Below are 23,238 nucleotides of genomic sequence, written 5' to 3' on the forward strand. Positions count from 1 at the left end.
AAAAAGGAGCGCAAATGCGCATTTTCGTTGCTGTTATTCTCCTGGGCCTCGCCTATCTACTATTCTGGCCTGTCCCGGTTGAACCTGTTGCCGTCGAGATGCCGGAAGATGCCGGATTCACTGGGGATTTCGTCGAAAATACAGCACTGGACGCAGCGCAACTGATCCACCTGCCGGGGGAAGAGATCGGCCCTGAAGACATCGCCGTCATGCCCGATGGATCAGTCTACACGACCAGTCTGGCAGGCACCCTCTATCGCATCGACGCGGCGGAACCGGTTGCAGTTGACCAACTTGGCGGGCGTCCCCTGGGCCTCAAGGCCGGACCGGATGGCGCGCTTTACATCGCCGACAGCTTTCGCGGCGTAATGCGTTGGACTGGCCCGGGCACGTTGGACAGGGTGGTGAGTGACATCAACGGCGCGCCAGTGATCTACGCGAACCAGTTGGATGTGGCGCAGGATGGCACGATTTACTTCTCGAATTCATCTGACCGCTTCGACCCGGAAACCATGGGCGGGACCAAACCGACCTCTGTCCTCACCATCTGGGAACAGTCCGAAACAGGTTACGTCGCGCGTCGCACAGCCGATGGCCGCACCCAGAAGATCGCCGAGGGTTTCGTCTATACCAACGGTGTCGCGCTTTCACCTGATGAGGATTTTCTGCTGATCGCGGAAACAGGTCGCGCGCGCGTGCACAAACTGTGGCTGACCGGACAAAAAGCAGGGCAACAAGAGATCCTGTTGGAAAATCTGCCCGGCTATCCTGACAACCTCGAGGCTCAGGGTGACGGCACCTATTGGATGGCCTTCGCCAGCCCGCGGGTCCCGTCCGAGGCATTGATGGCGTACCCGTTCCTGCGCAAGGTGATCTGGCGGTTGGGTCCGGCAGTACGCCCCGCGCCAATCCATCGCGGCATGATGGTGCAGTTTGATGGCGACGGTACGATCCTGCGCACGCTACAGGACCCGCAAGGCCGCTTGGGCATCACGACCGGAGGCAAGATCGTAGGCGATCAGTTCTATGTCATGACCCTCGATTCCCCGTGGTTCGGACGAATGCCTGTCAGCGAAATGCCCTGACGTCGCAATGGTATTCCGCACTCTGTCCGGGCATGTTTGCAGCAATTGAATTTCGGGAGGTCCCCATGTCACGCGTATCCGTTGCCTATCAAGACCACGTTGCCCATGTCACTCTGACCCGAGGCGACAAGATGAATGCGCTGGATGATGCGATGATCAAGGCGCTTCTGTCCGCCGGGCAAGAGGTCGCCGCATCGGATGCCCGTGCCGTGGTCCTGTCCGGCGAAGGCAAAAGCTTTTGCGCCGGGCTCGACATGGCAAGCTTTGCCAAGATGGCCCATATGGACCCAACGGAATGGCTGATGACCCGCAGTTATGAAGACGCCAACGAAATGCAGGAACTTGCCCTGATCTGGCGTCGCGTTCCGGTTCCGGTGATCTGCGCAATTCAGGGTGTAGCGTATGGCGGTGGCCTGCAAATCGCGTTGGGCGCGGATATCCGTATCGCGCATCCCGAGGCGAAACTGGCCGTGATGGAGATGAAATGGGGCATCATCCCCGACATGGGTGGCATGGTTCTGCTGCCTCGGCTGGTCCGCTCGGACGTGCTGCGCCTGCTGACTTACGCAGCCCGCCCAATCGGCGCGCCGCAGGCGGCCGATTGGGGCCTTGTCACGCAGCTGTCCGATGACCCGTTGACCGAGGCGCTTGCCATCGCCGAGAACATCGCCGGCCAAAGCCCTTCGGCCATCCGTGCCGCCAAGCGATTGATCGAAGTCGCCGAAACTCAGGCACGCGCAGACGTTCTGATGGCGGAATCCGCTGAACAGGTGGAATTGATCGGCAAGCCTGATCAAATGGAAGTGGTGATGGCGCAGATGCAGGGCCGCAAGCCTGAATTCAAATGATCACCGCATAAAAGACCGCCGTGCGTCACGGGCCATGTTGTAGCGCATCTCCAGATCGGCGATGCGAGCGATGGCTGCCTTACGCTCGGCGGGGTCCGTCAGGGTCGCGTAGTCCTGTCTCGCGATATCGAGCTGCTTTTTGATGTCGAATTCTTCTGGCAAAACACCTGCCTGGGCCATGATCCGATGGCCGACGGCGGTGGCCGGATCGCTCAATGCCTCGGATGACCGGTCAGGCAGCGGTTGGCCTACGCCCTCGAGGCCCTGCAACTGACCTTCGGCCTGGGCTTTCTTGATCTGGCGCTCGACCAGTTTTCCCAACGCTCCAAACATAGCCTCTTCATACGTGATCCGCAGGGAGGTTGAAACCGGCTATCTGACGCGTTGCGTAACCAGATAGGCAATGCCACCCGCCAACAGACCCCAGACAGCCGCGCCGAGTCCAAACGCGGTAATGCCGGATGCAGTGATGGCAAAGGTCAGGATGGCCGCTTCGCGCTCGGCTGGAACTTCTAGCGCCGCTGAAGTGGCATTGGCCATCACTCCGATCAGCGCAACACCGGTCAGCGTGCCCATCAACAGTGGATCAGCATGAATTGCGAACCCGGTGATTGCCACGGCGAACACTCCGAACAGGCAATAGAATACCCCACCCATTATCGCGGACCAGTAGCGTTGTTCGGGGTCTGGATGGCTGTCTTTGTTGGAACACATCGCCGCAGTGATAGCGGCAAGACAGGTTGCGGGCGCACCGAACGGAGAGGACAAGATGCTGGAAATGCCTACGGCCGAGAACAGGTTGCCTGTCTGCGGCGCATAACCAAAGCTGCGGATCACCGCGATTCCGGGGATGTTCTGAGTTGCCATCGTGACAATGAAAAGCGGCACGGCAATTCCGATGACCGAAGCCACAGAGAAGCTGGGCGTGGTCCAGACCGGAGCCGCGATCCATTGCGTCGGTGTCAGCGACGCGTCCCCGGCGTTCAAAACCACGACGGCTGCCGCTGCTACAACCGCAGCCGGAACGGCAAACAGGCGGTTGATCCGGCCGGCGATGAACCAAGTCAGGATCACCGGCAAGGCTTGCCATGGCAGCTCGACCGCCGCCTGAAAGGGTAGTATGCAAAGCGGCAGCAACACGCCCCCCAACATGGCCTGCGCCAGAGTCGTAGGTATCGCCGCGGCCAACCGCCCCAAAGGTCGCCACAACCCGGCCAACACAGTCAATGCCCCTGCACATAGGAACGCGCCCGTCGCCTCAGCGAATCCGAGAGCCGGTGTGGCAGACACCGCCAACAAGGCAGCACCCGGTGTGGACCAGGCCACGCTGATCGGCTGCCTATACCACAGGCTTAGCACAATGGCGGTCAGGCCCATGGCGATCGCCGCCATCATCAATCCGGACGCTGCCTGCGCCGGGGATGCGCCCATCGCCGCCAACCCTTGCAATACAATCGGGAAAGAGCTGAAGAAGCCGACGATTGCCACAACCAGCCCGGTCGAGACTGTCTGGAGCGGTGGGGCTGTGTGCGTCATGACGGCCTCGGAATATTGTGGTCGCAGATTGCTAACAAGCGGGGGCAGGGTCGGGCAAGGTCCCATCGTGCAAAAGAAAACCCCGCCGGATCAGCGACGGGGTCAGGGGTTTGAACATTAAGGACAAGATGAAGATCAGGCGATTTCAGCCAGCCGGGCGAGGGCTTCGTTCAGCTTGGCCTCTTCTTCCTCGCGGGCGGCGAGGTTGGCTTTGGCTTCCGCAACCACCTCTTCCGGGGCCGAGGCCACGAATTTGGGGTTGTTCAGACGGCCTCGCAGGCCACCAAGTTCCTTGGCCAGTTTGCCCTTGGCTTTCTCCAACCGTTCCTTTTCCGCGCCGATGTCGATGATATCCGCCAGCGGCAGGCCAAAGGAGGCTCCGGGGGCGGCAATCGAGATGGTGCCCTTGGGCAATTCATCCGCTTTGGTCAGGCTGTCGATCCGCGCCAGACGTTTGATCAGCGCCTCGTTCCGGTCCCAGGCGGCCTGGCCGTGCGCGTCGATCTCGGTCACCAGCATCGGCACGTACAGGCCCGCCGGAACCCGCATCTGGGCGCGGGCCGAACGGGTGTTCTCGATCACCGAGATCACCCAGTTCATCTCGCGATCCGCGTCGGCATCGACCAGATCCGCGGCGGCATAGGTTGGCCAGTCGGCATGCACCAGCATCTTGGCGCGGTTGCCGGTCAGGCTCCACAGCTCTTCGGTGATGAAGGGCATGATCGGGTGCAGCAGAACCATGCACTGGTCCAGAACCCAGCGCATTGTGGCGCGGGTTTCAGCCTGTGCTTCGGCATCGTCGCCTTGCAGCAGCGGTTTGGACAGTTCCACGTACCAATCACAGACCTTGCCCCAGACAAAGGCATAAAGCCCGTTCGCCGCATCGTTGAAGCGATAGCTTTCCAACGCCGCGTCGACCTCTTCGCGCACGCGTGCGGTTTCGCCGATGATCCAGCGGTTCACGGCGGCCTTGGGCTCCAGGTCGGCCACATCCAACTGCGGCACTGCGTCGGTAAAGACTTCGTTCATTTCGGCGAAGCGGACGGCGTTCCACAGCTTGGTGCCGAAGTTGCGATAACCGGTGATGCGTTCGCGCGACAGTTTCAGCACGCCGCCAATCGCCGCCATCGACGTGTTGGTAAAGCGCAGCGCGTCGGCGCCGAATTCGTCCACGATTTCCAGCGGGTCGATGACGTTGCCGGTGGTCTTGGACATCTTCTTGCCCTTCTCGTCGCGGACGAGCTGGTGCAGGTAGACGGTGTGGAACGGGACCTGATCGACCACGGCCAATTGCATCATCATCATCCGGGCGACCCAAAAGAACAGGATGTCGAAGCCAGTGATCAGAACGTCCGTAGGGAAGTAGCGTTCCAGCTCCTCGGTCTGCTCGGGCCAGCCCAGCGTGCCGATGGGCCAGAGGCCGGAGGAGAACCATGTGTCGAGGACGTCAGGGTCACGCCAGACCGGGTAAACCAGCTTGGTCGGATCCTGTTCGATTGCATACTGCGCAAGGCTTTCGGCGAATTGATGGATCGCTTCCTGCTTGTCGGCGACCTCGATGACAGTCGCGTGGCTCAGTGGGCTGGGGATGTTTGCGTTGTCGTCGAGGAATTTCTCGGTCACCGCCGCAAGGCTCGCTGCGCATTCCATGACATTGCCACGGTGCAGCATGCCACCTTCATTCAGCAAGCGACCCATCTCGACCAAATCAAGATTGCCATCATTCTCGTCGTCGATGAACTCTTCTGCTGATAGGTCGAGACCGTACCAAACCGGTATCTGGTGTCCCCACCACAGCTGGCGACTGATGCACCAGGGCTCGATATTTTCCAGCCAGTGGTAATAGGTCTTCTCGCCCGACTCGGGGATGATCTTGACCGTGCCGTCCTTGACTGCGTCCAGCGCGGGGCCGACGACCTTTTCGGCGTCGACGAACCACTGGTCAGTGAACATCGGTTCGATCACGACCTTTGAACGGTCGCCGAAGGGCTGCATGATCGGCTTGCTCTCGACAAGCGGCACCTGCGCTGCGGGATCATCATCTTCGCCCAGCTTGGTGCCCAGAACTGGATCGTCAGCGCGCGTCATGACGGCCAGACCGTCAGCGGTGATTTCTTCCACCACCTTCGCCCGGGCCTCGAAGCGGTCGAGCCCGCGCAGGTGATCAGGCACGAGGTTGATCGCGTCGATTTCGTTCTCGGTGAATTCGCGCCCGCGCGCGTATTCCTGAGCCTTGCCTGCCGCTTCGGCGTATGGCGCACCATCTGCCCGCATTGCACCTTTGGTGTCCATCAGACGGTACATCGGAATGCCGCCGCGCTTGGCCACCATGTTATCGTTGAAGTCATGCGCGCCGGTGATCTTCACCGCGCCCGAGCCGAAATCGGGATCGGGGTAGTCATCGGTGATGATCGGAATCTGGCGGCGATGCTCTTTCGGGCCAACCGGGATTTCGCACAGTTTGCCGACGATGGGCGCATAGCGTTCATCCGACGGATGAACCGCAACCGCGCCATCACCCAGCATTGTCTCGGGGCGGGTCGTGGCGATCGAGATGTAATCGCGCTCTTCTTCCAGCACGATATTCCCGTCCTCGTCTTTTTCGACGTAAGTATAGGTCTCACCCCCGGCCAGCGGATATTTGAAGTGCCACATATGGCCGGCGACCTCGATATTCTCGACCTCGAGGTCAGAGATAGCGGTCTCGAAATGTGGATCCCAGTTGACCAGCCGCTTGCCGCGATAGATCAGGCCCTTCTCGTACATGTCGACGAAGACCTTGATCACCGCATCATGGAAGTTGGCCGAGTTCTCATGCCCCGTGCGCGGATCGCCCGCCGCACCGGCCATAGTAAATGCGTTGCGCGACCAGTCACAGGAAGACCCCAGACGCTTAAGCTGCTCGATGATCGTGCCGCCATATTCGCCTTTCCACTCCCAGACTTTCTCAAGGAATTTTTCACGGCCCAGTTCATTGCGGCTGGGCTGTTGGGTGGCGGCCAGCATCTTTTCGACCTGCATCTGCGTGGCGATGCCGGCGTGGTCCTGACCCGGTTGCCACAGCGTGTCAAAGCCACGCATGCGGTGCCAGCGGATCAGGATGTCCTGCAGCGTGTTGTTGAAGGCGTGTCCAACGTGAAGCGCACCCGTCACGTTGGGCGGCGGGATCATGATGGTAAAGCTTTCATCGCGCGAACGGTTCGCGCCAGCCTTGAAGGCTCCGGCCTGTTCCCAGGCCTCATAAATGCGGGCCTCGGCCTCGGCCGCGTTGAATGTCTTTTCCATCGCCATGGGATGCGTCCTGCGTCAACAAATTCGGGTCAGCGACTGCAATAGCGAATGCGCGCGGTAAGGGGAAGGCCTAGTGCGCCTAAGCCATGCCAAAGCGCGCTTTGAAATAGGCGTCAACGCGTTGATAGGCGGGATCATGGAAATCCAGCGTCAGCAGCGAATGATCCTTGCCGGGATATTCGACCGTTTCCAGCAGATCGCCGAATGCCTGTTTGAGCGCCTGCATCAGTTTCTTGGGTGCAAGCTTGTCTTCTGAATACCGCATCGCCAGACCGGGGCCCTTCGCGGCCATGCCCGCAGAGGCCGCGCCGACGTCGTCAGCGCTCATGTGCAGATGACGGCCCCCGAGGATTGGCAGTGCAGGTTGGCTGGCTACCCCACCCAGTACTGCGTCTTCGGCCATCAGAGTAAGGGCAAAACTGCCTGTCAGGCACATGCCGATGACGCCCACACCGGCGCTGTTTTCGCGCTGCTTGATCTCACGGATCAGGGCGCGCATCCATCCTGCAATTGGGCTCTGTCTGCCACGGGCGAAAATGTTGAACTCGCGCCGCACGCAGAACAACCGGGCCATGTTCTTGGCCATTTCAACCTTGCCATAGGTTCCAAACAAATGAGGCAGGTAGACGCGAAAGCCGGATGCATTGAGCTTTGCGGACAACGCCAGCGTTTCGGGCCCGATCCCTGGCAACTCCTGAAGGATCAGGATCGGTGGGCCTTCACCGCCGACATAAACGTCATGTGTGGTCGTCTGCCCGCTGGTCATCGGGGCAGAGAAGGGAAAAACGGTATCATGCTTCCAGCTCATGGCCCAAGGCTAGCTGAACATCCTTTGCGCGCAAACGAATTTCGGTGAACCCCGCTGGACATTGCCGAGTCGCGGGCTAGGCTCGCCCCTGAGATCGCGCAGGAGGGCCACCCCATGGAAAAGTTCGGCAGAAGCCAGCCGGTGAAACGGACCGAGGATCAACGATTCCTGACCGGGCAGGGGCGTTACATGGATGATGCGGTGCCCGGGAACGCTTTGTTTGCCGCTTTCTACCGCAGTCCGGTGGCGCATGGTGACATCACGTCTCTGGATATTGAGGCCGCACGGGGTGCCGACGGCGTTCGGCTGGTCATGACGCTGGACGATCTGGCCGCAACAGGCACCGACACGGTGCTAAATGCGGCCGTCCTGCAGAACCGCGATGGGTCCAAGGCGGCTGCGCCGGACCGGCACATGCTGGCCAAGGACCGTGTGCGCTTTGTGGGCGAGCCGGTGGCGGTTGTCGTTGCGGATACACTGATCCAGGCGCAGGACGCGGTCGAGTTGATCTGGATGGACACAGAAGAACGCCCGGCCAAACTGGACGTTGACGCAGGTGGTGAGACTTTACACACGCAAGCACCTGATAACCGCGCTTTTGATTGGGGATTGGGCGACGAAACCGCGACCCAGACTGCCTTTCAGTCCGCCGCACATACCGTGTCGCTGAACGTCGCCGACAACAGGGTCATCATCAGTTCGCTGGAACCGCGTGGCTGCCAGGCCGATTGGTCTGACGGGCGTCTGCATTTCTCTTACGGAGGTCAGGGCGTCTGGGCGATGAAGGCCCAACTGGCACAAAAGCTGAAACTGGATGCGGACGACATACGCGTCACGACCCCGGATGTCGGTGGTGGTTTCGGTATGAAAGTGATGCCATACCCTGAATATTTTTGCGTTTCAGTGGCGGCGGTGAAGTTGGGTCAGCCGGTGCACTGGATGTCCGACCGGTCCGAGGCGATGCTGTCCGACCATCATGGCCGCGATCTGACCTCGCTGGCCGAGCTGGCCTTCGACGCCGATTGCAAGATCATTGCCTACCGCGTCCACAGCAAGGTGAATCTCGGCGCCTATAACAGCCACTTCGGTCAGGCGATCCAGACCAGCCTGTTCAGCAAGGTGTTGATGGGTGTCTACGACGTCCAGACCACTTATTTGCGGGTCGAAGGGTTCTATACGAACACGACGCAGGTCGACGCATATCGCGGTGCAGGTCGGCCCGAGGCGATTTACGTGCTTGAACGCGTGATGGATCGCGCCGCGCGCGAACTGGGCGTTGACCCGTGGGAGCTGCGGCGCAGAAATTTCATCCGCCCCGGTGATTTCCCTTACACCTCCTCCACCGGCGAAACTTATGATGTCGGTGATTTCGACATGGTCCTCACCCGCGCGGCTGACCAGACCACCGGGTTCGAGGGCCGCAAGGTTGCGGATGCGGAACGCGGGCTGATCCGGGGGCAGGGTCTCTGTTACTATATCGAAAGCATTTTGGGAGACCCTTCCGAAAACGCGAAGGTCGCGTTTTGCGAGGATGGCACGGTGAACCTTTACGTCGGCACACAATCGAACGGGCAGGGGCATGAGACTGTTTACGCCCAGTTCCTGTCGGATCAGACGGGTATCCCCATGAACATGATCACCGTCATACAGGGCGATACCGACCGGCTTGCCCATGGCGGCGGCACTGGTGGTTCTCGCTCGGTCACGGTGCAAAGCACCGCCACTCTGGTCACGATTGACAAGATGATCGCCGCATTCACGCCTTATCTTGCCGATAAGATGGGGGTCGAGGAAAGTGATGTGAGTTTTGACCACGAGACATTCCGAGCGCCGGGCTCCAACCTGACGCCGACGCTGACCGAAGCCGCCGAGATGGCGCGTGCCGATGGTCGAATGGATCTGCTGCAACATGAGGCCCGCGCCAACCTGGATGCGCGCAGCTACCCGAATGGCGCGCATGTTGCCGAAGTCGTGATCGATTCTTACACCGGCCAAACGTGGGTGGACCGCTACACCGTGGTTGACGATTTTGGAAATCTTATCAATCCGATGCTGGCCGAAGGGCAGGTGCATGGCGGAGTGGTACAGGGCATCGGGCAGGCCCTGACGGAACATGTCGTGCACGATGCACATGGGCAACTGCTCACGGCTTCGTTTATGGACTACGCCTTGCTCCGTGCAACCGACATACCCATGATTAAGTTTACCTCGGCGCCGGTTCCATCAACCTCAAACCCGATGGGAATGAAAGGGTGTGGCGAGGCTGGCACCGTGGGCGCGCTGGCCGCTGTGGCAAATGCGGTTCAGGATGCGCTTTGGGATCACGGGGTGCGGCAGGCGGACATGCCTTTCACACCTCAAAGAGTATGGGAATTGCTGACGCATGAATCTGTCGCGGCTGAGTAGAAAGGTTCTGGGATGGCTTGGACGGCCTTTGCGGTCCGAGCATTCCGCTGAGTCGCGGCACCGTGAACCGATCAGTCATGTCATCATCCTTGATGGCACCATGTCCACCCTCGAGCCCGGATTTGAAACCCATGCCGGTCAGACATTTCGCCTGTGCCGTGAGATGGGCAGCAAGGTCTCGGTGTTCTATGAGGCAGGGGTGCAGTGGGAAAGTTGGAAATCCTCGCTGGATGTGATGATGGGCAAGGGTATCAATCGCCAAATCCGTCGCGCTTACGGTTATTTGGCGTCCCGTTACAAGCCGGGCGACAGGATCTTTTTCATTGGGTATTCGCGCGGTGCCTACGGCGTACGCAGTCTTGCCGGTGTAATCGACATGGTCGGGTTGCTGAAGGCGGAACACGCCACCGAACGAAACATACTGCAAGCGTACCGGCACTATGAGTGCAATGCCAGCGGGTCGGCTGCGGCCGAGTTCCGGAAGCAATTTTGTCACGAAGATGTGGCGATTGAGATGGTTGGCGTCTGGGATACGGTCAAAGCGCTGGGCATGCGTCTGCCGCTGCTGTGGCGCTGGGCCGAAGAGCGTCACGCCTTTCACTCCCACCAGCTTGGACCGGCGACGCGCCACGGGTACCACGCAATGGCACTGGACGAGACTCGCGAAGTGTTTGAGCCGGTCTTGTGGAAATGTACGCCCGAATTCAAAGGTCATGTCGAGCAGGTCTGGTTCCGCGGCACACATGGCGATGTCGGTGGCCAATTGAACGGGTTCGAAGAGGCGCGTCCGCTTAGTAACATCTCTCTGGTTTGGATGCTGGACAAGGCCGAGTTGCACGGCTTGCCGTTGCCCGAAGGGTGGCGCGACCGTTACCCAACAGACACGTCGGCTCGTTCAGTCGGCACGTGGCGTGGCTGGGGAAAGATTTTCCTGCTGCGCAAGCACCGCAAAGTGGGGCGGGATCGGTCAGAGAAACTGCATGTCTCGGTGTCGCCAGATGAACTGCCGGGCTGGGTGCCTATGCCGGACTTGCCGTCCCACCCGGCGCAATAACGGGTCAGGCTGGCGTGCAAACGTTTCTAACGGGTTTGATAAATCCATCCGGACGTTCAACCTGATCGAAACGCCATCTTCGTGGTGACCAGTTGTAGACACGTTGCTCTTCAGGGTAATCGACGATCATCAGGCCGTGGAAGTACCACGCGGATGTAGATTTGTATCCGGTCTTGGTGGTGTAGAAAGAAAATCCGCGCAATTCGTACAGGGCTTTGACTGGAGAATTCTCTGCATGTTCGGCGATGCAATAGGGTGCGCCGTCTGAGATTGTGCGCGCCTGAACAAGAACCACCGGAACTGTTAACAGAGACCAAAGCGCAGTCACGGTCGCAACCGATATCCCAATCTTTGCCGCCCATGAAGGTTGTGGTTTCCCATTGAGACCAGACCAGATGAGGAAGCTGGATGCGAGGGCAATGGTCAAGCTCACACCATGCAGGGCCTGAGTGTCAGTAAAGGGCCCAAAAGCGCCAGATGCCAGTGTCAGAAAAAGTCCCAGAACGACTGAGAAACCCGCAAGAATTCTGGCAAGAAGTCGCGGGATCGGAAACATTCCCAGCAAGGCAAGGCCTCCAACGATTGCGGGTATAGCGGGAATGAGCCACAAAGAAAAAAACAAACTTTGAAAGAGCAATAGCCGAGCTTTCTTGTCCGTGTCAGCTTCGAACAGGTACGGGTCTAAGGGCTGTATGTAGGCAGCAAAGATCAACGCAGCATACGCACAGTACAGTGCTTTGTATTTTAGGTCTGGCTGAATAGCGAAATCTCTCTAGTCAAAAAATTACCACCCACCTGTCTTGCGACGGGTGGGTAGTCAGAAAAAACTGTAACTTTCACACCGAAATTACCGGCGTGCATAACTAAACTTCTACCGCCGACGATCCCGGCGCGAGCTCATCGGCTGGAACGCCACGCCCACATGTGCCTCGCAATAGGGTTTGCCTGCCTCAACCGGAAGGCCGCAGAACCAGAAATCCTCGGTCGCGGGGTCGCCCACGGGCCACTTGCAGGTTTTCTCGGTTAATTCCATCAGAGTCAGCTTCTTGGCCTTTTTCTCTATCTCGTTGACCTTGGCCAGCGCTTCGGGGCTGATCTCATTGGCCGACGGTTGCGGTGGCAGCGGCTGACCGGCGGGGATGATCTGACGGCGGGCCGGAACGACCGGTTTTGACTCGGAGGTCGGGGCAGGGGCCGGGCGCGCCGGTTCGGTCTTGGGCGCAGGTCTGGGTTTGGCCTCGGCCTTGGGGGCAGGCGCCGGTTTTTCTTTCGGTTCCGCCTTGGCCGGGGATGCGCCTGCCGTCCGGTTGGACAGGCCCAGGCGGTGCACCTTGCCGATCACCGCATTGCGGGTCACGCCACCCAGTTCCTTGGCAATCTGGCTGGCCGACTGGCCTTCGCCCCACATCTTCTTCAGCAGTTCTACGCGCTCGTCTGTCCAGGACATCGTTAGCCTTTCAAAAGCGGAAAGCGGCCCCGGATTCGGGCCGCCTTGGGAATTCGTCTCAGCCCCCTATTCTAAACACTGCAGCCCGAGTTACAAGCTGTCTTCGAATCAGTTTGAGGGCAAAACATGCAGAATCCCGCAGATCAGACCGCGCGTCGCTTCGGAGCAGTCAACTGGATGGGCCTTTACACGCTGGCGCAGCGCGAAACCCTGCGCTTTCTGGCCGTCTGGACCCAGACGGTTCTGGCACCACTGGTTACGGCGGGGTTGTTCCTGTTGATCTTCACCATCGCCATCGGACCCAGCCGGCCTGATGTCATGGGCGTGCCGTTTGTGATGTTTCTGGCGCCGGGGATCATGATGATGACGGTGATCCAGAACGCCTTTGCCAATACCTCGTCCTCGATGGTGATCGCCAAGGTGCAAGGCAACATCGTTGATACCTTGATGCCACCGCTGTCACCGCTTGAGATTCTGCTGGGCTACCTCGCGGGTGGCATCGCCCGCGGCGTGATGATTGCAGTGGTGATCTCGATTGCGCTTTTGGTCTTGCTCTCCATCGCGCCTCAGCACCCGTTGATCGCGTTGACCTTTGTCGTTCTGGGCGGAGCGTTCATGGGCGCGTTGGGACTGTTTGCAGGTATCTTTGCCAACAAGTTCGACCAGATGGCTGCGATCACCAACTTTATCGTCACGCCGCTGGCCTTCCTGTCGGGTACGTTCTATTCGGTCGAGGCACTGCCGCCTGTCCTGAATCGCCTGACACACCTGAACCCGGTGTTCTATCTGATTGATGGCTTGCGGTATGGGATGATCGGGGTGTCGGACAGCTCTCCGTGGCTGGGAATAGCGGTCTGTACGTTTGCAACACTCGTGATCGGAGTCATCACCTGGCTGATGCTGCGCACCGGTTACCGTCTCAAGGCTTAGCGCCGCTCTGCCAGCGCGTCGGGTTTCAAGGGCAGGTTCGGCCTTCCCAGCAAGGGGTGCGGGCGCCTCCGTTCCGGAATACGGGGCCTGTGCAAGGCAGGCTCTCAGGCACGGCGCTGCACCGCTTCTCGCCAGACCAGGATCAGCCCGCCGGCCAGGATAGTCGCAGACCCGACCAGACTGATCCAGTCAGGGATCACATCAAAGACCGCAAAGTCGTAAAGGGCGGCAAAGATCAGCGTGGCATAGCTGATCGGGGCCACAAAGGATGCGTCCGCCCGCGCCATGCCGTTGACGAAACAAGCCTGAGCGCAGGCCATCAGAACGCCGATCCCCACCAATGCTGCCCATTGCTGCGAGGTCGGCATCTGAAAGACGAAGCTGACGGCTGTCGTGGCGATCACCAGCCCCATCGAGTTATTGATCAGCAGGATCTGCATCGGTGGCTCGCGCCCGGAAAGTTTCTTGATGAAAATCAACTCCATCCCGATCAGCGCGGCCGCTGCCAGCGCCAGAAGGGCAGCGGGCTGAAAACTGGCTGGGGTCGGGCGAAGCAGGATCAGTGCACCCGTCAAGGCAACAGCCGCAGCCAGCCAGCGCCACAGTCCCACGCGTTCTTGTAGCAGAGGAATGGCCAGCACCATACCAAAGACAGGGTTCAGAAAGGATATAGCCGTCGCATCCGCCATCGGAATGAAGGCAACCGACGCGAACATCAATGTCACCCCCGCCCAGCCAAAACTGGTCCGCCCGATGTGAAGACCCCAGTGGGGCCGCACCAATCGGGGCCGCAGAATTGCAACCGCCAACAGGATCGCCAGCAGGGCAAACAGAAACCGCCCGTGACTGATCTGCATCGCATGCAAGGGCGGGCCCAACGCATCCGTCCCCAGCGCCTTGGCCAGCAGCGTCGTCGCCGCGATAAAGGCGGTGGCGACAAAGATAAGCGCGGCGGCAAGCGGTGGATTATGGTGTTTGGGTTCGAACATGGCCAAGCGGTGCGCGGTTGCGCAGGCGTTGGCAAGCGCAAAATGGGATCGTTTCAAAATACCGGCTTCCCAACCTGCGCAAGCATCGCTATACGGACGGCCATGATCAAACATGTGCATATCCAACTGCTCCGACGCCGACGCATCTTTGCGTAACCGGCCTGTTTGATCCCGTGTGCCCAGCTATTCGGCACAAACCTCACCAAATCTGTTGACGAACCGGGCCTTCGTGCCTCACTCACGAGGCTCATACTACCTGAAAAGGATGATCCCATGATCCCGTCCGTTCTGCCGACCTATAACCGTGCGCCCCTGACATTCGTGAAGGGCGAAGGCGCCTGGCTGACCGAGGCGGATGGCCGACGTTTTCTGGACCTCGGCGCAGGGATCGCGGTGAACGCGCTGGGTCACGCCCATCCGGCATTGGTGGCCGCGCTGACTGACCAGGCCCATGCGCTGTGGCATGTCTCGAACCTGTACAACATTCCTCAGCAACAGGCGTTGGCTGACAAGCTGGTGGAACACACTTTTGCCGATACGGTTTTCTTCACGAACTCTGGCACGGAATCCTGCGAACTGGCCGTGAAAATGGCCCGCAAGTATTTCTATGACAAAGGTCAGCCCGAGCGGGTTGAAATCATCACATTCGACGGTTCCTTCCACGGCCGGTCGTCAGCCGGTATCGCTGCTGCCGGGTCCGAGAAAATGACCAAGGGCTTCGGCCCGCTGCTGCCCGGCTTTGTCCACCTGGCATTCGGAGACCTCGATGGCGTCACCAACGCCATAACCGATGAGACGGCCGCGATCCTGATCGAACCGGTGCAGGGCGAAGGTGGTATTCGCCCCGTACCTGATGCCGAACTCAAAGCGCTGCGCCAGATCTGCGACGAAAATGGCCTTCTGCTGATCCTTGATGAAGTCCAATGCGGCGTTGGCCGGACAGGCAAGCTCTTTGCCCATGAATGGGCGGGGATCACCCCTGATATCATGATGGTCGCCAAGGGCATCGGCGGGGGCTTCCCGCTGGGGGCTGTACTGGCGACCGAAGACGCGGCGTCCGGTATGACCGCGGGCACCCACGGTTCGACATATGGCGGCAACCCGCTGGGCTGCGCCGTGGGCTGCGCGGTGATTGATCACGTGGCAACACCCGCCTTCCTTGAAGGCGTCAACCGCAAATCCGGGCTTCTGCGCCAGAAGCTCGAAGGCCTGATCGCCGACCACCCTGAAGTGTTCGAAGAAGTGCGCGGATCGGGCCTGATGCTCGGCCTGAAGTGCAAGCCGACCAATATCGACGTGGTCAATGCAGGGTATGACAACGAGGTTATCACCGTTCCCGCCGCCGACAACGTGATCCGTCTGCTGCCACCGCTGACCCTGACCGAGGACGATATCGCTCAGGCCGTGATCCGCCTCGACAAAACAGCCAAACAGATCGAAACCCAGCTTGCGACTGCCTGAGTTTCACCTTTCTTCAAATACTTTGGGGGTGTTGGGGTCTGACCCCACCCGCCGTCAGCCAAAAGCGAAGCAAAATGAACCATTTTCTTGATATCCACAAAACCGATTCTACCGATCTGCGGGCCATGATCGATCAGGCGGGCGTGATGAAACAGGCGCGTTTGGGTCGCCCCAAGGCCGCCCCTGACGACGAACAACCGCTGAAAGATCGCATGGTGGCACTGATCTTCGAAAAGCCGTCGACGCGGACGCGCGTGTCTTTCGATGTGGGCGTGCGCCAGATGGGCGGGCAGACCATGGTGCTGTCCGGCAAGGACATGCAGCTGGGTCATGGCGAGACCATTGCCGACACCGCCCGTGTGCTGTCGCGCTATGTTGACATGATCATGATCCGCACCTTTGATGAAACCATCCTGACCGAAATGGCCGAATACTCGGACGTGCCGGTGATCAACGGCCTGACCGACCGCACCCATCCCTGCCAGATCATGGCTGATGTTCTGACATTCGAGGAACACCGCGGCCCCATCGCCGGCAAAAAAGTGGTCTGGACCGGCGACGGCAACAATGTCTGCGCCTCCTTCCTGCACGCCGCTGGTCAGTTCGGGTTCGATCTGACCTTCACCGGGCCCGCTCAGCTTGACCCGGAAGAAGGGTTCATAGGGTTTGCCCGCCAGAAAGGGTCGAAAATCGTGATCGAAAGGGATCCGCACAAAGCGGTGGAAGGCGCTGACCTCGTCGTCGCAGACACCTGGGTCTCGATGCATGATTCCCAGTCGGCCAAGGAACGCCGCCACAACATGCTGCGACCATATCAGGTCAACGCTGAACTCATGTCGCATGCCAAACCGGATGCGCTTTTCATGCATTGCCTGCCGGCCCACCGCGAGGAAGAAGCGACCTCCGAGGTTATGGACGGACCGAACTCGGTCATTTTTGATGAGGCCGAAAACCGCCTGCACGCGCAGAAGGCGGTCATGCGCTGGTGTCTGGGCGTCTAAGGGCGCCGACGGACATCCCACACTTTCAGCTTGGCGAGTGCGCTTGCGCTCGCCAGCAGGACCAGTGTGCAAAGCGCTGTTTTGGTCATGATCTCCATCGTGCCTTCGATCAGCATGGCGTGAACAACGCTGCCGACAATCGTCACCGCGGCCAGCACGGTGTGGCTCAGCCGCCAAAGTCGAAAGCGCAGACGCAGGTGCTGGCGGAAGACACCCAGCAGGGCCGCCCCGAAAGCTGTCCACATGGCAATGACGCCCCAGGCCGAGAACGGTGTCGGAGAGACGAACAACAACGCATCCACCACATCCGGCGGGCTGGTAAGCCACAAACCCGCGACATGGACCACAATCACCAGCACCAGGGTCAGGCCGACCCAACGGTGAATGTGGCGGCTCTTCACTGCGGACAAGCCCGGAAGGTTTTTTCCGGCTAGAAGCGGTTGCAGCAACAGCAGATCCAAGCTCAGAATTCCGGCAAACCCGGCGAGGATGTAGACAGGGTCGCGCCATGCAAGGTAAGGGCTGCCTGCCGCAGCGATCAGAGGAACGGCAAGGGCGGCGATCAGGGTCGCCCAAATGACACCGGTTCGGATCACCGGGATCAGAGCGGTTGCAACACGAAATGCGCAGCCAGTGTCTTGTCCTTGGAACTGGACATCACAGGCCGCAGGAACACCGTCTCGAACGCGCCGCTGTCATAGGCCAGATGCCCGTGCGGTTGGCCGAAAGCGGGCACGATCTGCGGCATTTCCAGGCGGAATTCACCCTTTTCATTCGTCAAAGTCGCCCCATGGCTTTGCGGGTCACGCTCGTGCCCCTCGGTGGTATGGGCCCAGATTTGAATGCGTTGGCCGGGCAGGGGTGCGCCGTCGCCCGCCCGTCGTACGGTGCCGGTCATCCAGAACCCCCCTCTGCCGATCCGGTCCACGACCGGTGCGCCAGGGCGATAGTTGTTTGATCCGCCCCGCATCGAAGGCGTCGGCGCAAGCCCGGCTGCGCGGGCAGGAACCAAAAGCCCCGCAGCCCCGGTTGCCAAAACGGCAGCACCTTGGGTGATCAGGGAACGACGGGACAGCAACGCATCTGTCATCGAGAAACCTCCAATACGCGATCCAATCTTGTCAGTCTGCGGCTTCCATCTGAAACATAGCATGTTTCTTTAAAAATCCGAGGCTGTGCTCGGTTCAACCCATGCACGCTCACTGTACTGTGAGCGATTCTGGGTCGTCGAAACGAATCTCTTTGACGTCTCGTGCTGTGCGGTGCGATGCTCAGGGTCACCGAACCACTTCGGGATGATCATTCCATGACGACAGCAGACCTGGTCACAAAGGAAGACATCGGCGCCTTCCAACGCGATGGGGCTGTTGTTCTCCGGTCGAAATTCTCATCTGACTGGTTGTCACTGTTGCGCGCCGGTATCGATGCCGACCTTGACACTCCAACCGACAATTTCACTCGCCACACCAAGGATCCGGACGCCCCGGGTTATTTCGAAGACTACTGGGCCTGGAATAAAATTCCGCAATTCAACGAATTCGTTCACAATTCACCCTGCGCACCGCTTGCTGCCGGGTTGCTGGGCGCGCCATCCGTAAACCTTGTCATGGACAACTGGTTTCTCCGCGAGGCCGGCTCGACATCGCGCCCGCCCTTCCATCAGGATCTGTCTTACTTCGATTTCGAAGGTACGATGTGCGTCCTTTGGCTGCCGCTGGAACCAGTGACCAAGGAAAACGGCATCGCTTTCGTCAAAGGCTCACACCTATGGGACAAGCTGTTCATGCGGGTGCGGTTCGCCGATGGTCATCCCAGTTATCAGCCCACCGAAGTTGCCGGGCAGACCTATCACCCACCACCTGATGTCAATGCAGACCCCGGCGCGTTTGATTTGCTGCAATGGGATCTTGAGCTTGGGGATTGCATTTTCTTCGACATGCGAACGCTGCATGGCGGGCTGTCTTCAACCACCCCGTCGGAAACGGTGCGTCGCTTCACCCTTCGCATGACCGCACCAGACGGTGTCATCCGATACCGTGGCGACTGGGCCAAGGACGAGCGCGCGCAGTTCGAGGCAGCAGGTTATGGCGAGGGGGATCGGATTGACGGACCCTTTTTTCCCAAGCTCTGGCCGCGTTAGTCGGAACGGCGCCGCACTCCACCTGTGCAATCGTGCACTTTATAGGCTGCTTTGCGCGGCTATTTCTTACCTGAGAGAGCGCAGACGGCCTGACCATCTGCAACGAGGGGAGTGCTGAAATGAGTTGGAACCCGACACACAATCCGGACTGCATCTCGGAAAATCCGGCGCTGGACACGTTGATCATCCCGCGTGCCCGTGACCTGGGAGGGTTCGAGGTGCGCCGTGCGCTGCCTTCGGTAAAACGACAGTTGGTGGGCCCGTTCATCTTTTTCGATCAAATGGGGCCTGCTGAATTCATCACCGAAGGCGGCATCGATGTTCGCCCCCACCCGCATATCGGATTGGGCACGGTCACTTATCTGTACCAGGGCGAGTTCGAGCACCGCGACAGCCTTGGCACACATCAGATGATCTATCCCGGCGAGGTCAACTGGATGGTCGCAGGCCGCGGTGTGACCCATTCAGAACGCACCAGTGATGAGACCCGAGGCAAGAAACACAGCCTGTTCGGCATTCAGACCTGGATTGCCTTGCCCGAAGCGCATGAGGATATGGCCCCGGATTTCGAACACCACAAACAGGCCGCACTGCCGCATCTTCAGGATGCGGGTGTCAGCGCCCAGTTGATCCTGGGTTCGGCCTATGGTGAGACCAGCCCGGTCACGATGTTGTCCGAAACCTTCTATCTCGATGTGCAATTGGAACCCGGCGCGTCCTTCCCTCTGCCTGACGACCACGAAGATCGCGGTGTCTATGTCACGCAAGGTTCGGTCGAAATCGCAGGTGACACGTTTGACGAGGGCCGCATGATGGTGTTCCGTCCCGGGGACAGGCTGTCTGTCACAGCGGGCGCACTGGGCGCGCGGCTGATGCTGCTGGGCGGAGCGACCCTGAATGAAGACCGCTACATCTGGTGGAATTTCGTTTCGTCTTCGAAGGAAAAGATCGAAACGGCAACCCGTGAGTGGAAAAGCGCCGATTGGGCCAACGGTGCGTTTCACCTGCCTCCGGGTGACGATCAGGAATTTATCCCTATTTCCAAAGAGCTTGAGCACACAAAACCCCGGCTGGCCCGCTAGCGCGCGACGTCAGGGGCAAGTGGGCTTGTGTCACGGGCCGTTTGCGGTGATCCTTTTCGGGAATACCGGAGGGGGTATCATGAAAATTGTCCTCGCAGGCGCGGGCAGCATTGGCTGCTACTGCGGTGCCTTGCTTGCCCGTTCGGGGCACTCCGTGACCCTTCTGGGACGGGCACGTGTGCTGGACCCGATCCGTGAGCACGGGCTGACGGTCACGGATTTTGACGGCCTTGATTACACGGTTCCGCCCGAATCTTTGTCTCTCAGTGAAGATCCGGCCTGCTTGGGTCAGGCCGAACTCGTCATCGTATCCGTCAAATCGGGCGCTACATCAGACATGGCCGAGCTGATTGGCACTATTGCACCGCGAGATGTGCCTGTCCTGTCCTGGCAAAACGGGATCGAGGCCGCCACAACACTGCGCAATGCCCTTCCCGGGCGCGACGTTCGCGCCGGAATGGTTCCGTTCAATGTGGTGCCGACTGCCCCCGCCACCTATCACCGGGCCACGTCCGGAGAGATTGTCATCCAGAGCGGCACCGGAGATCTGGCGACGCAGCTGAGCAGTGCGGACCTTCCCGTTATGTCCAGCGACCGGATCGAGGCCGTGCAATGGGGCAAGCTTGTGATCAACCTGAACAATGCGCTCAATGCCTTGTCGGGCCTCACGCTGGTGGATCAGCTGATGAACCGCGACTGGCGCAATCTCATGGCGGATCAGATGTCCGAGGCGCTGACTGTTCTCAAGGCGGCGGGGCATCCCGTGGCTTCGACCACACCACTTCCGGCATGGATGACGCCGCATATTCTGCGACTTCCGACGCCGCTGTTCACCCGGATCGCGGCCCGGATGCTGACAATCGATCCGAGTGCGCGAACGTCCATGGCCTATGACCTGATGGCCGAGCGCCAAACGGAAATTGACAGTCTGCAAGGGCATATCATCCGGATGGGTCACGAAACCGGAGTTCCAACACCCATCTGCACGCAAGTGTCCGACCTAATCAAACACGCACCCGATCACCCGTTGTCACCTGAGCAGATCAGGCTCTGACGGTATTCGTCAGACGAATGCAGTCAGTACCCAGTATATTACGGCCGACATGGTTGCAGCGGCTGGCACGGTCACAACCCATGCCGCCACGATGGTCATGAAATGCGACCGGCGCACCAGCTTGCGACGGCGGTATTCTTCCGGGGCAAGGTGTTGCGCCGTGCGCTGTAGGTTTCCCTGCTTGCGCCGATGCTCGGAATGCCACTCGCGATAGAAGCCGACGCCAAAGACTGCTCCAACGGCAATATGGGTCGAACTGACCGGCAGACCCAGCGAGCTGGCCAGAATTACGGTGATCGCCGCCGACAGGGCGACGCAAAAGGCGCGTATCGGGTTCAGCTTGGTGATCTGACTGCCCACCATGCGGATCAGCCTGGGGCCGAACAGGAACAGACCGAACGAAATCCCGAACGCGCCAATGATCATCACCCACAGAGGGATTGAAACCTTGGCTGCGAACTCTCCGAATTCAGCCGCGTGAACAATCGCGGCCAGCGGGCCGACCGCATTGGCCACGTCATTTGCGCCGTGGGCGAAACTCAGGAACGTGGCCGAGATCACAAGGGGAAGCCCAAACAACGTTTTCAGAGACCGGGTCCGGTTTTCCATTCCTTCGGATTTCCGTTTGACCCACGGGACGGTCACGGACCAGGCCAGAAGCCCCACAGACAACCCGATCAGCAAAGCCATCTCCAGATCGATTGTGACGATCCGCTTCAGCCCTTTGACGGACATATATGTGGAAAAGGCCCCAGCCATCACCGCCAAAAGGATTGGCACCCATTTGCGCGCGGCTGCAATCTTGTCGTCCTGATGCTGGATCTTTGACCTGATCAGCGCCAGAAAACCCGCTGCAATCACACCCCCAAGCACCGGCGAGATCACCCAGCTGGCCGCAATTGCGCTCATTGTGCCCCAGCTCACCGCGCTCAGGCCCGCTGCGGCAATACCTGCACCCATGACCCCGCCCACGACAGAATGCGTGGTGGAAACAGGAGCGCCGATCCAGGTTGCCAGGTTGACCCACATGGCTGACGATATCAGCGCCGCCATCATGGCCCAGATGAACACCTCGCTGTTTTGCACCGAGGCCGGATCGATGATCCCCTTGGAGATGGTCGAAACCACATCACCCCCCGCAAGCAAAGCGCCTGTGCTTTCGGCAATGGCGGCAATCACGATGGCGCCGCCCATGGTGAGCACATTCGCACCAACCGCAGGGCCCATATTGTTGGCCACGTCATTGGCGCCAATATTGATTGCCATATAGGCCCCGAACGCAGCCGCTGCGACGACGATATAGCTACCATCCGCCTGACCAAACAGAACTGCCGCCGTCAGCCCGGCCAATGCCATGAAGGCAAGCGCGACTCCCGGTGCCAGCAAATGGCGTGCGACATGGATATTGGCGGCTTCGACACGCGAAATTCGGTGCAGGTCGCTGTCTAGCTTTTGCCAGCGTGGTTTTGGATTCGTGTCAGACATGAACTTGGTCAAATATTGAACGAGCGCGCAGCTAGCGGTTTCCTGCTGCGCAGGCAAGCTGGGTGCCACAGAATCGTTGCGAATTCCTTAGAGATTACGCAACAAGGCCTGTAACTCGGGCTCCTGTACCTGTGTGGCCGCATCAGCCGGCGAAAACCAGCGGCGTTCGCGCTGATCGGCCTCGGGAAACTCTTCAGCCAGTGCGTGCGCCGAAATCCGGTAGACACTGGTCAAAACCGGCTGCGCTGATCCGTCTTTGAGGATCTTGTCGTAAGTGTAACGACCGATTGGATCATTGTGTACTGTATCCCCGCGTACTCCGGCCTCTTCCCAGGCCTCCTGCAGGGCCGTTTCCGCTCCACTCAAACCATCAATTGGCCAACCTTTCGGGATGATCCAGCGTCTGGTGTCGCGGCTGGTGATCAACAGCACTTCGTCCTTCCCGTCATGAATGCGGGTGCACAACGCTGCAAACTGCACCCGCCGGGGGCGCAGAAAAAGAGGTCGTCCAACCTCTTCCCAGATGTTTTGCAGCCATGCACTCATCGGTTTCTTGTTGTCTACTCTATGCCTTCAAAGTTGATAAGACATAACAACAGAAATGGTGAGTTTCAATTGTAT

Annotated in this window: 21 protein-coding genes; 10 read left to right on the forward strand and 11 right to left on the reverse strand. The window is 59.5% G+C overall.

Annotation, left to right across the window (positions count from 1 at the left end):
* The first annotated feature begins 14 nt into the window (after positions 1-14).
* The gene (locus tag AC2FEB_RS09270) at positions 15-1,085 is read left to right on the forward strand and encodes an SMP-30/gluconolactonase/LRE family protein (RefSeq protein WP_496884005.1); all 1,071 of its coding nucleotides are present in this window, start codon (positions 15-17) and stop codon (positions 1,083-1,085) included.
* Between the two features lie 65 nt (positions 1,086-1,150).
* The gene (locus AC2FEB_RS09275) at positions 1,151-1,933 is read left to right on the forward strand and encodes a crotonase/enoyl-CoA hydratase family protein (protein WP_496673915.1); all 783 of its coding nucleotides are present in this window, start codon (positions 1,151-1,153) and stop codon (positions 1,931-1,933) included.
* Here the strand turns inward: AC2FEB_RS09275 and AC2FEB_RS09280 are convergent, their stop codons facing one another.
* From AC2FEB_RS09280 to AC2FEB_RS09295, 4 genes are all read right to left on the reverse strand, one after another.
* Complete coding sequence (locus AC2FEB_RS09280; protein ID WP_496673921.1) at positions 1,934-2,266, reverse strand: DnaJ family domain-containing protein; 333 nt, start codon at positions 2,264-2,266, stop codon at positions 1,934-1,936.
* A 39-nt stretch (positions 2,267-2,305) separates the two neighbouring features.
* On the reverse strand, positions 2,306-3,469 hold the full coding sequence (locus AC2FEB_RS09285) for a benzoate/H(+) symporter BenE family transporter (RefSeq protein ID WP_496673924.1): 1,164 nt from the start codon (positions 3,467-3,469) through the stop codon (positions 2,306-2,308).
* A gap of 135 nt (positions 3,470-3,604) precedes the next feature.
* Positions 3,605-6,760 (reverse strand): valine--tRNA ligase, encoded by a 3,156-nt coding sequence (locus AC2FEB_RS09290; RefSeq protein WP_496673927.1) that lies wholly within the window; start codon positions 6,758-6,760, stop codon positions 3,605-3,607.
* Positions 6,761-6,839: 79 nt separating this feature from the next.
* Positions 6,840-7,568 (reverse strand): dienelactone hydrolase family protein, encoded by a 729-nt coding sequence (locus AC2FEB_RS09295; protein ID WP_496884006.1) that lies wholly within the window; start codon positions 7,566-7,568, stop codon positions 6,840-6,842.
* 114 nt (positions 7,569-7,682) lie between these two features.
* Here AC2FEB_RS09295 and AC2FEB_RS09300 point away from each other — a divergent pair, with 114 nt between their 5' ends.
* On the forward strand, positions 7,683-9,974 hold the full coding sequence (locus AC2FEB_RS09300) for a xanthine dehydrogenase family protein molybdopterin-binding subunit (RefSeq protein ID WP_496673933.1): 2,292 nt from the start codon (positions 7,683-7,685) through the stop codon (positions 9,972-9,974).
* Positions 9,952-11,028 carry a T6SS phospholipase effector Tle1-like catalytic domain-containing protein gene (locus AC2FEB_RS09305; RefSeq protein WP_496673936.1) on the forward strand — a complete coding sequence of 359 codons (1,077 nt, stop codon included), beginning with the start codon at positions 9,952-9,954 and terminating at the stop codon, positions 11,026-11,028. The genes AC2FEB_RS09300 and AC2FEB_RS09305 overlap by 23 nt, the downstream gene beginning before the upstream one ends.
* A gap of 4 nt (positions 11,029-11,032) precedes the next feature.
* Here AC2FEB_RS09305 and AC2FEB_RS09310 read toward each other — a convergent pair whose 3' ends face one another.
* Positions 11,033-11,593, reverse strand: a complete 561-nt coding sequence (locus AC2FEB_RS09310; protein ID WP_162896803.1) for a hypothetical protein — start codon at positions 11,591-11,593, stop codon at positions 11,033-11,035.
* A 306-nt stretch (positions 11,594-11,899) separates the two neighbouring features.
* Positions 11,900-12,475, reverse strand: coding sequence for a GcrA family cell cycle regulator (locus tag AC2FEB_RS09315; RefSeq protein WP_117869672.1), 576 nt, complete (start codon positions 12,473-12,475; stop codon positions 11,900-11,902).
* 126 nt (positions 12,476-12,601) lie between these two features.
* On the opposite strand from AC2FEB_RS09315, the gene AC2FEB_RS09320 reads away from it, so the two are divergent.
* Positions 12,602-13,405, forward strand: coding sequence for an ABC transporter permease (locus AC2FEB_RS09320; RefSeq protein ID WP_117869671.1), 804 nt, complete (start codon positions 12,602-12,604; stop codon positions 13,403-13,405).
* 104 nt (positions 13,406-13,509) lie between these two features.
* On the opposite strand, the gene AC2FEB_RS09325 is transcribed toward AC2FEB_RS09320, so the two are convergent.
* Positions 13,510-14,394: a DMT family transporter gene (locus AC2FEB_RS09325; RefSeq protein WP_496674118.1), complete on the reverse strand. Its 885-nt coding sequence runs from the start codon at positions 14,392-14,394 to the stop codon at positions 13,510-13,512.
* 273 nt (positions 14,395-14,667) lie between these two features.
* Here AC2FEB_RS09325 and AC2FEB_RS09330 point away from each other — a divergent pair, with 273 nt between their 5' ends.
* Positions 14,668-15,855: an aspartate aminotransferase family protein gene (locus tag AC2FEB_RS09330; RefSeq protein ID WP_496683991.1), complete on the forward strand. Its 1,188-nt coding sequence runs from the start codon at positions 14,668-14,670 to the stop codon at positions 15,853-15,855.
* A 74-nt stretch (positions 15,856-15,929) separates the two neighbouring features.
* Positions 15,930-16,856, forward strand: coding sequence for an ornithine carbamoyltransferase (gene argF / locus AC2FEB_RS09335; protein WP_299898669.1), 927 nt, complete (start codon positions 15,930-15,932; stop codon positions 16,854-16,856).
* On the opposite strand, the gene AC2FEB_RS09340 is transcribed toward argF, so the two are convergent.
* Together AC2FEB_RS09340 and AC2FEB_RS09345 are read right to left on the reverse strand one after the other, a co-directional pair.
* Positions 16,853-17,449, reverse strand: a complete 597-nt coding sequence (locus tag AC2FEB_RS09340; RefSeq protein WP_496674121.1) for a ferric reductase-like transmembrane domain-containing protein — start codon at positions 17,447-17,449, stop codon at positions 16,853-16,855. The genes argF and AC2FEB_RS09340 overlap by 4 nt on opposite strands.
* An 8-nt stretch (positions 17,450-17,457) precedes the next feature.
* Positions 17,458-17,946 (reverse strand): peptidase associated/transthyretin-like domain-containing protein, encoded by a 489-nt coding sequence (locus tag AC2FEB_RS09345; RefSeq protein ID WP_117869667.1) that lies wholly within the window; start codon positions 17,944-17,946, stop codon positions 17,458-17,460.
* A 216-nt stretch (positions 17,947-18,162) separates the two neighbouring features.
* Here AC2FEB_RS09345 and AC2FEB_RS09350 point away from each other — a divergent pair, with 216 nt between their 5' ends.
* From AC2FEB_RS09350 to AC2FEB_RS09360, 3 genes are all read left to right on the forward strand, one after another.
* Positions 18,163-18,996: a phytanoyl-CoA dioxygenase family protein gene (locus tag AC2FEB_RS09350; protein ID WP_496673947.1), complete on the forward strand. Its 834-nt coding sequence runs from the start codon at positions 18,163-18,165 to the stop codon at positions 18,994-18,996.
* Between the two features lie 119 nt (positions 18,997-19,115).
* Complete coding sequence (locus tag AC2FEB_RS09355) at positions 19,116-20,078, forward strand: pirin family protein (protein WP_496884007.1); 963 nt, start codon at positions 19,116-19,118, stop codon at positions 20,076-20,078.
* 79 nt (positions 20,079-20,157) lie between these two features.
* Entirely contained in the window at positions 20,158-21,132 is a 975-nt protein-coding gene (locus AC2FEB_RS09360; RefSeq protein WP_117869664.1) for a 2-dehydropantoate 2-reductase, read from the forward strand.
* 9 nt (positions 21,133-21,141) lie between these two features.
* Here AC2FEB_RS09360 and AC2FEB_RS09365 read toward each other — a convergent pair whose 3' ends face one another.
* Together AC2FEB_RS09365 and AC2FEB_RS09370 are read right to left on the reverse strand one after the other, a co-directional pair.
* Positions 21,142-22,617, reverse strand: coding sequence for an inorganic phosphate transporter (locus AC2FEB_RS09365; RefSeq protein ID WP_496884008.1), 1,476 nt, complete (start codon positions 22,615-22,617; stop codon positions 21,142-21,144).
* 87 nt (positions 22,618-22,704) lie between these two features.
* The gene (locus AC2FEB_RS09370) at positions 22,705-23,163 is read right to left on the reverse strand and encodes an NUDIX hydrolase (RefSeq protein ID WP_496673956.1); all 459 of its coding nucleotides are present in this window, start codon (positions 23,161-23,163) and stop codon (positions 22,705-22,707) included.
* Between the last annotated feature and the right edge of the window lie 75 nt (positions 23,164-23,238).

The organism is Ruegeria sp. YTSC106 (genome assembly GCF_059609765.1).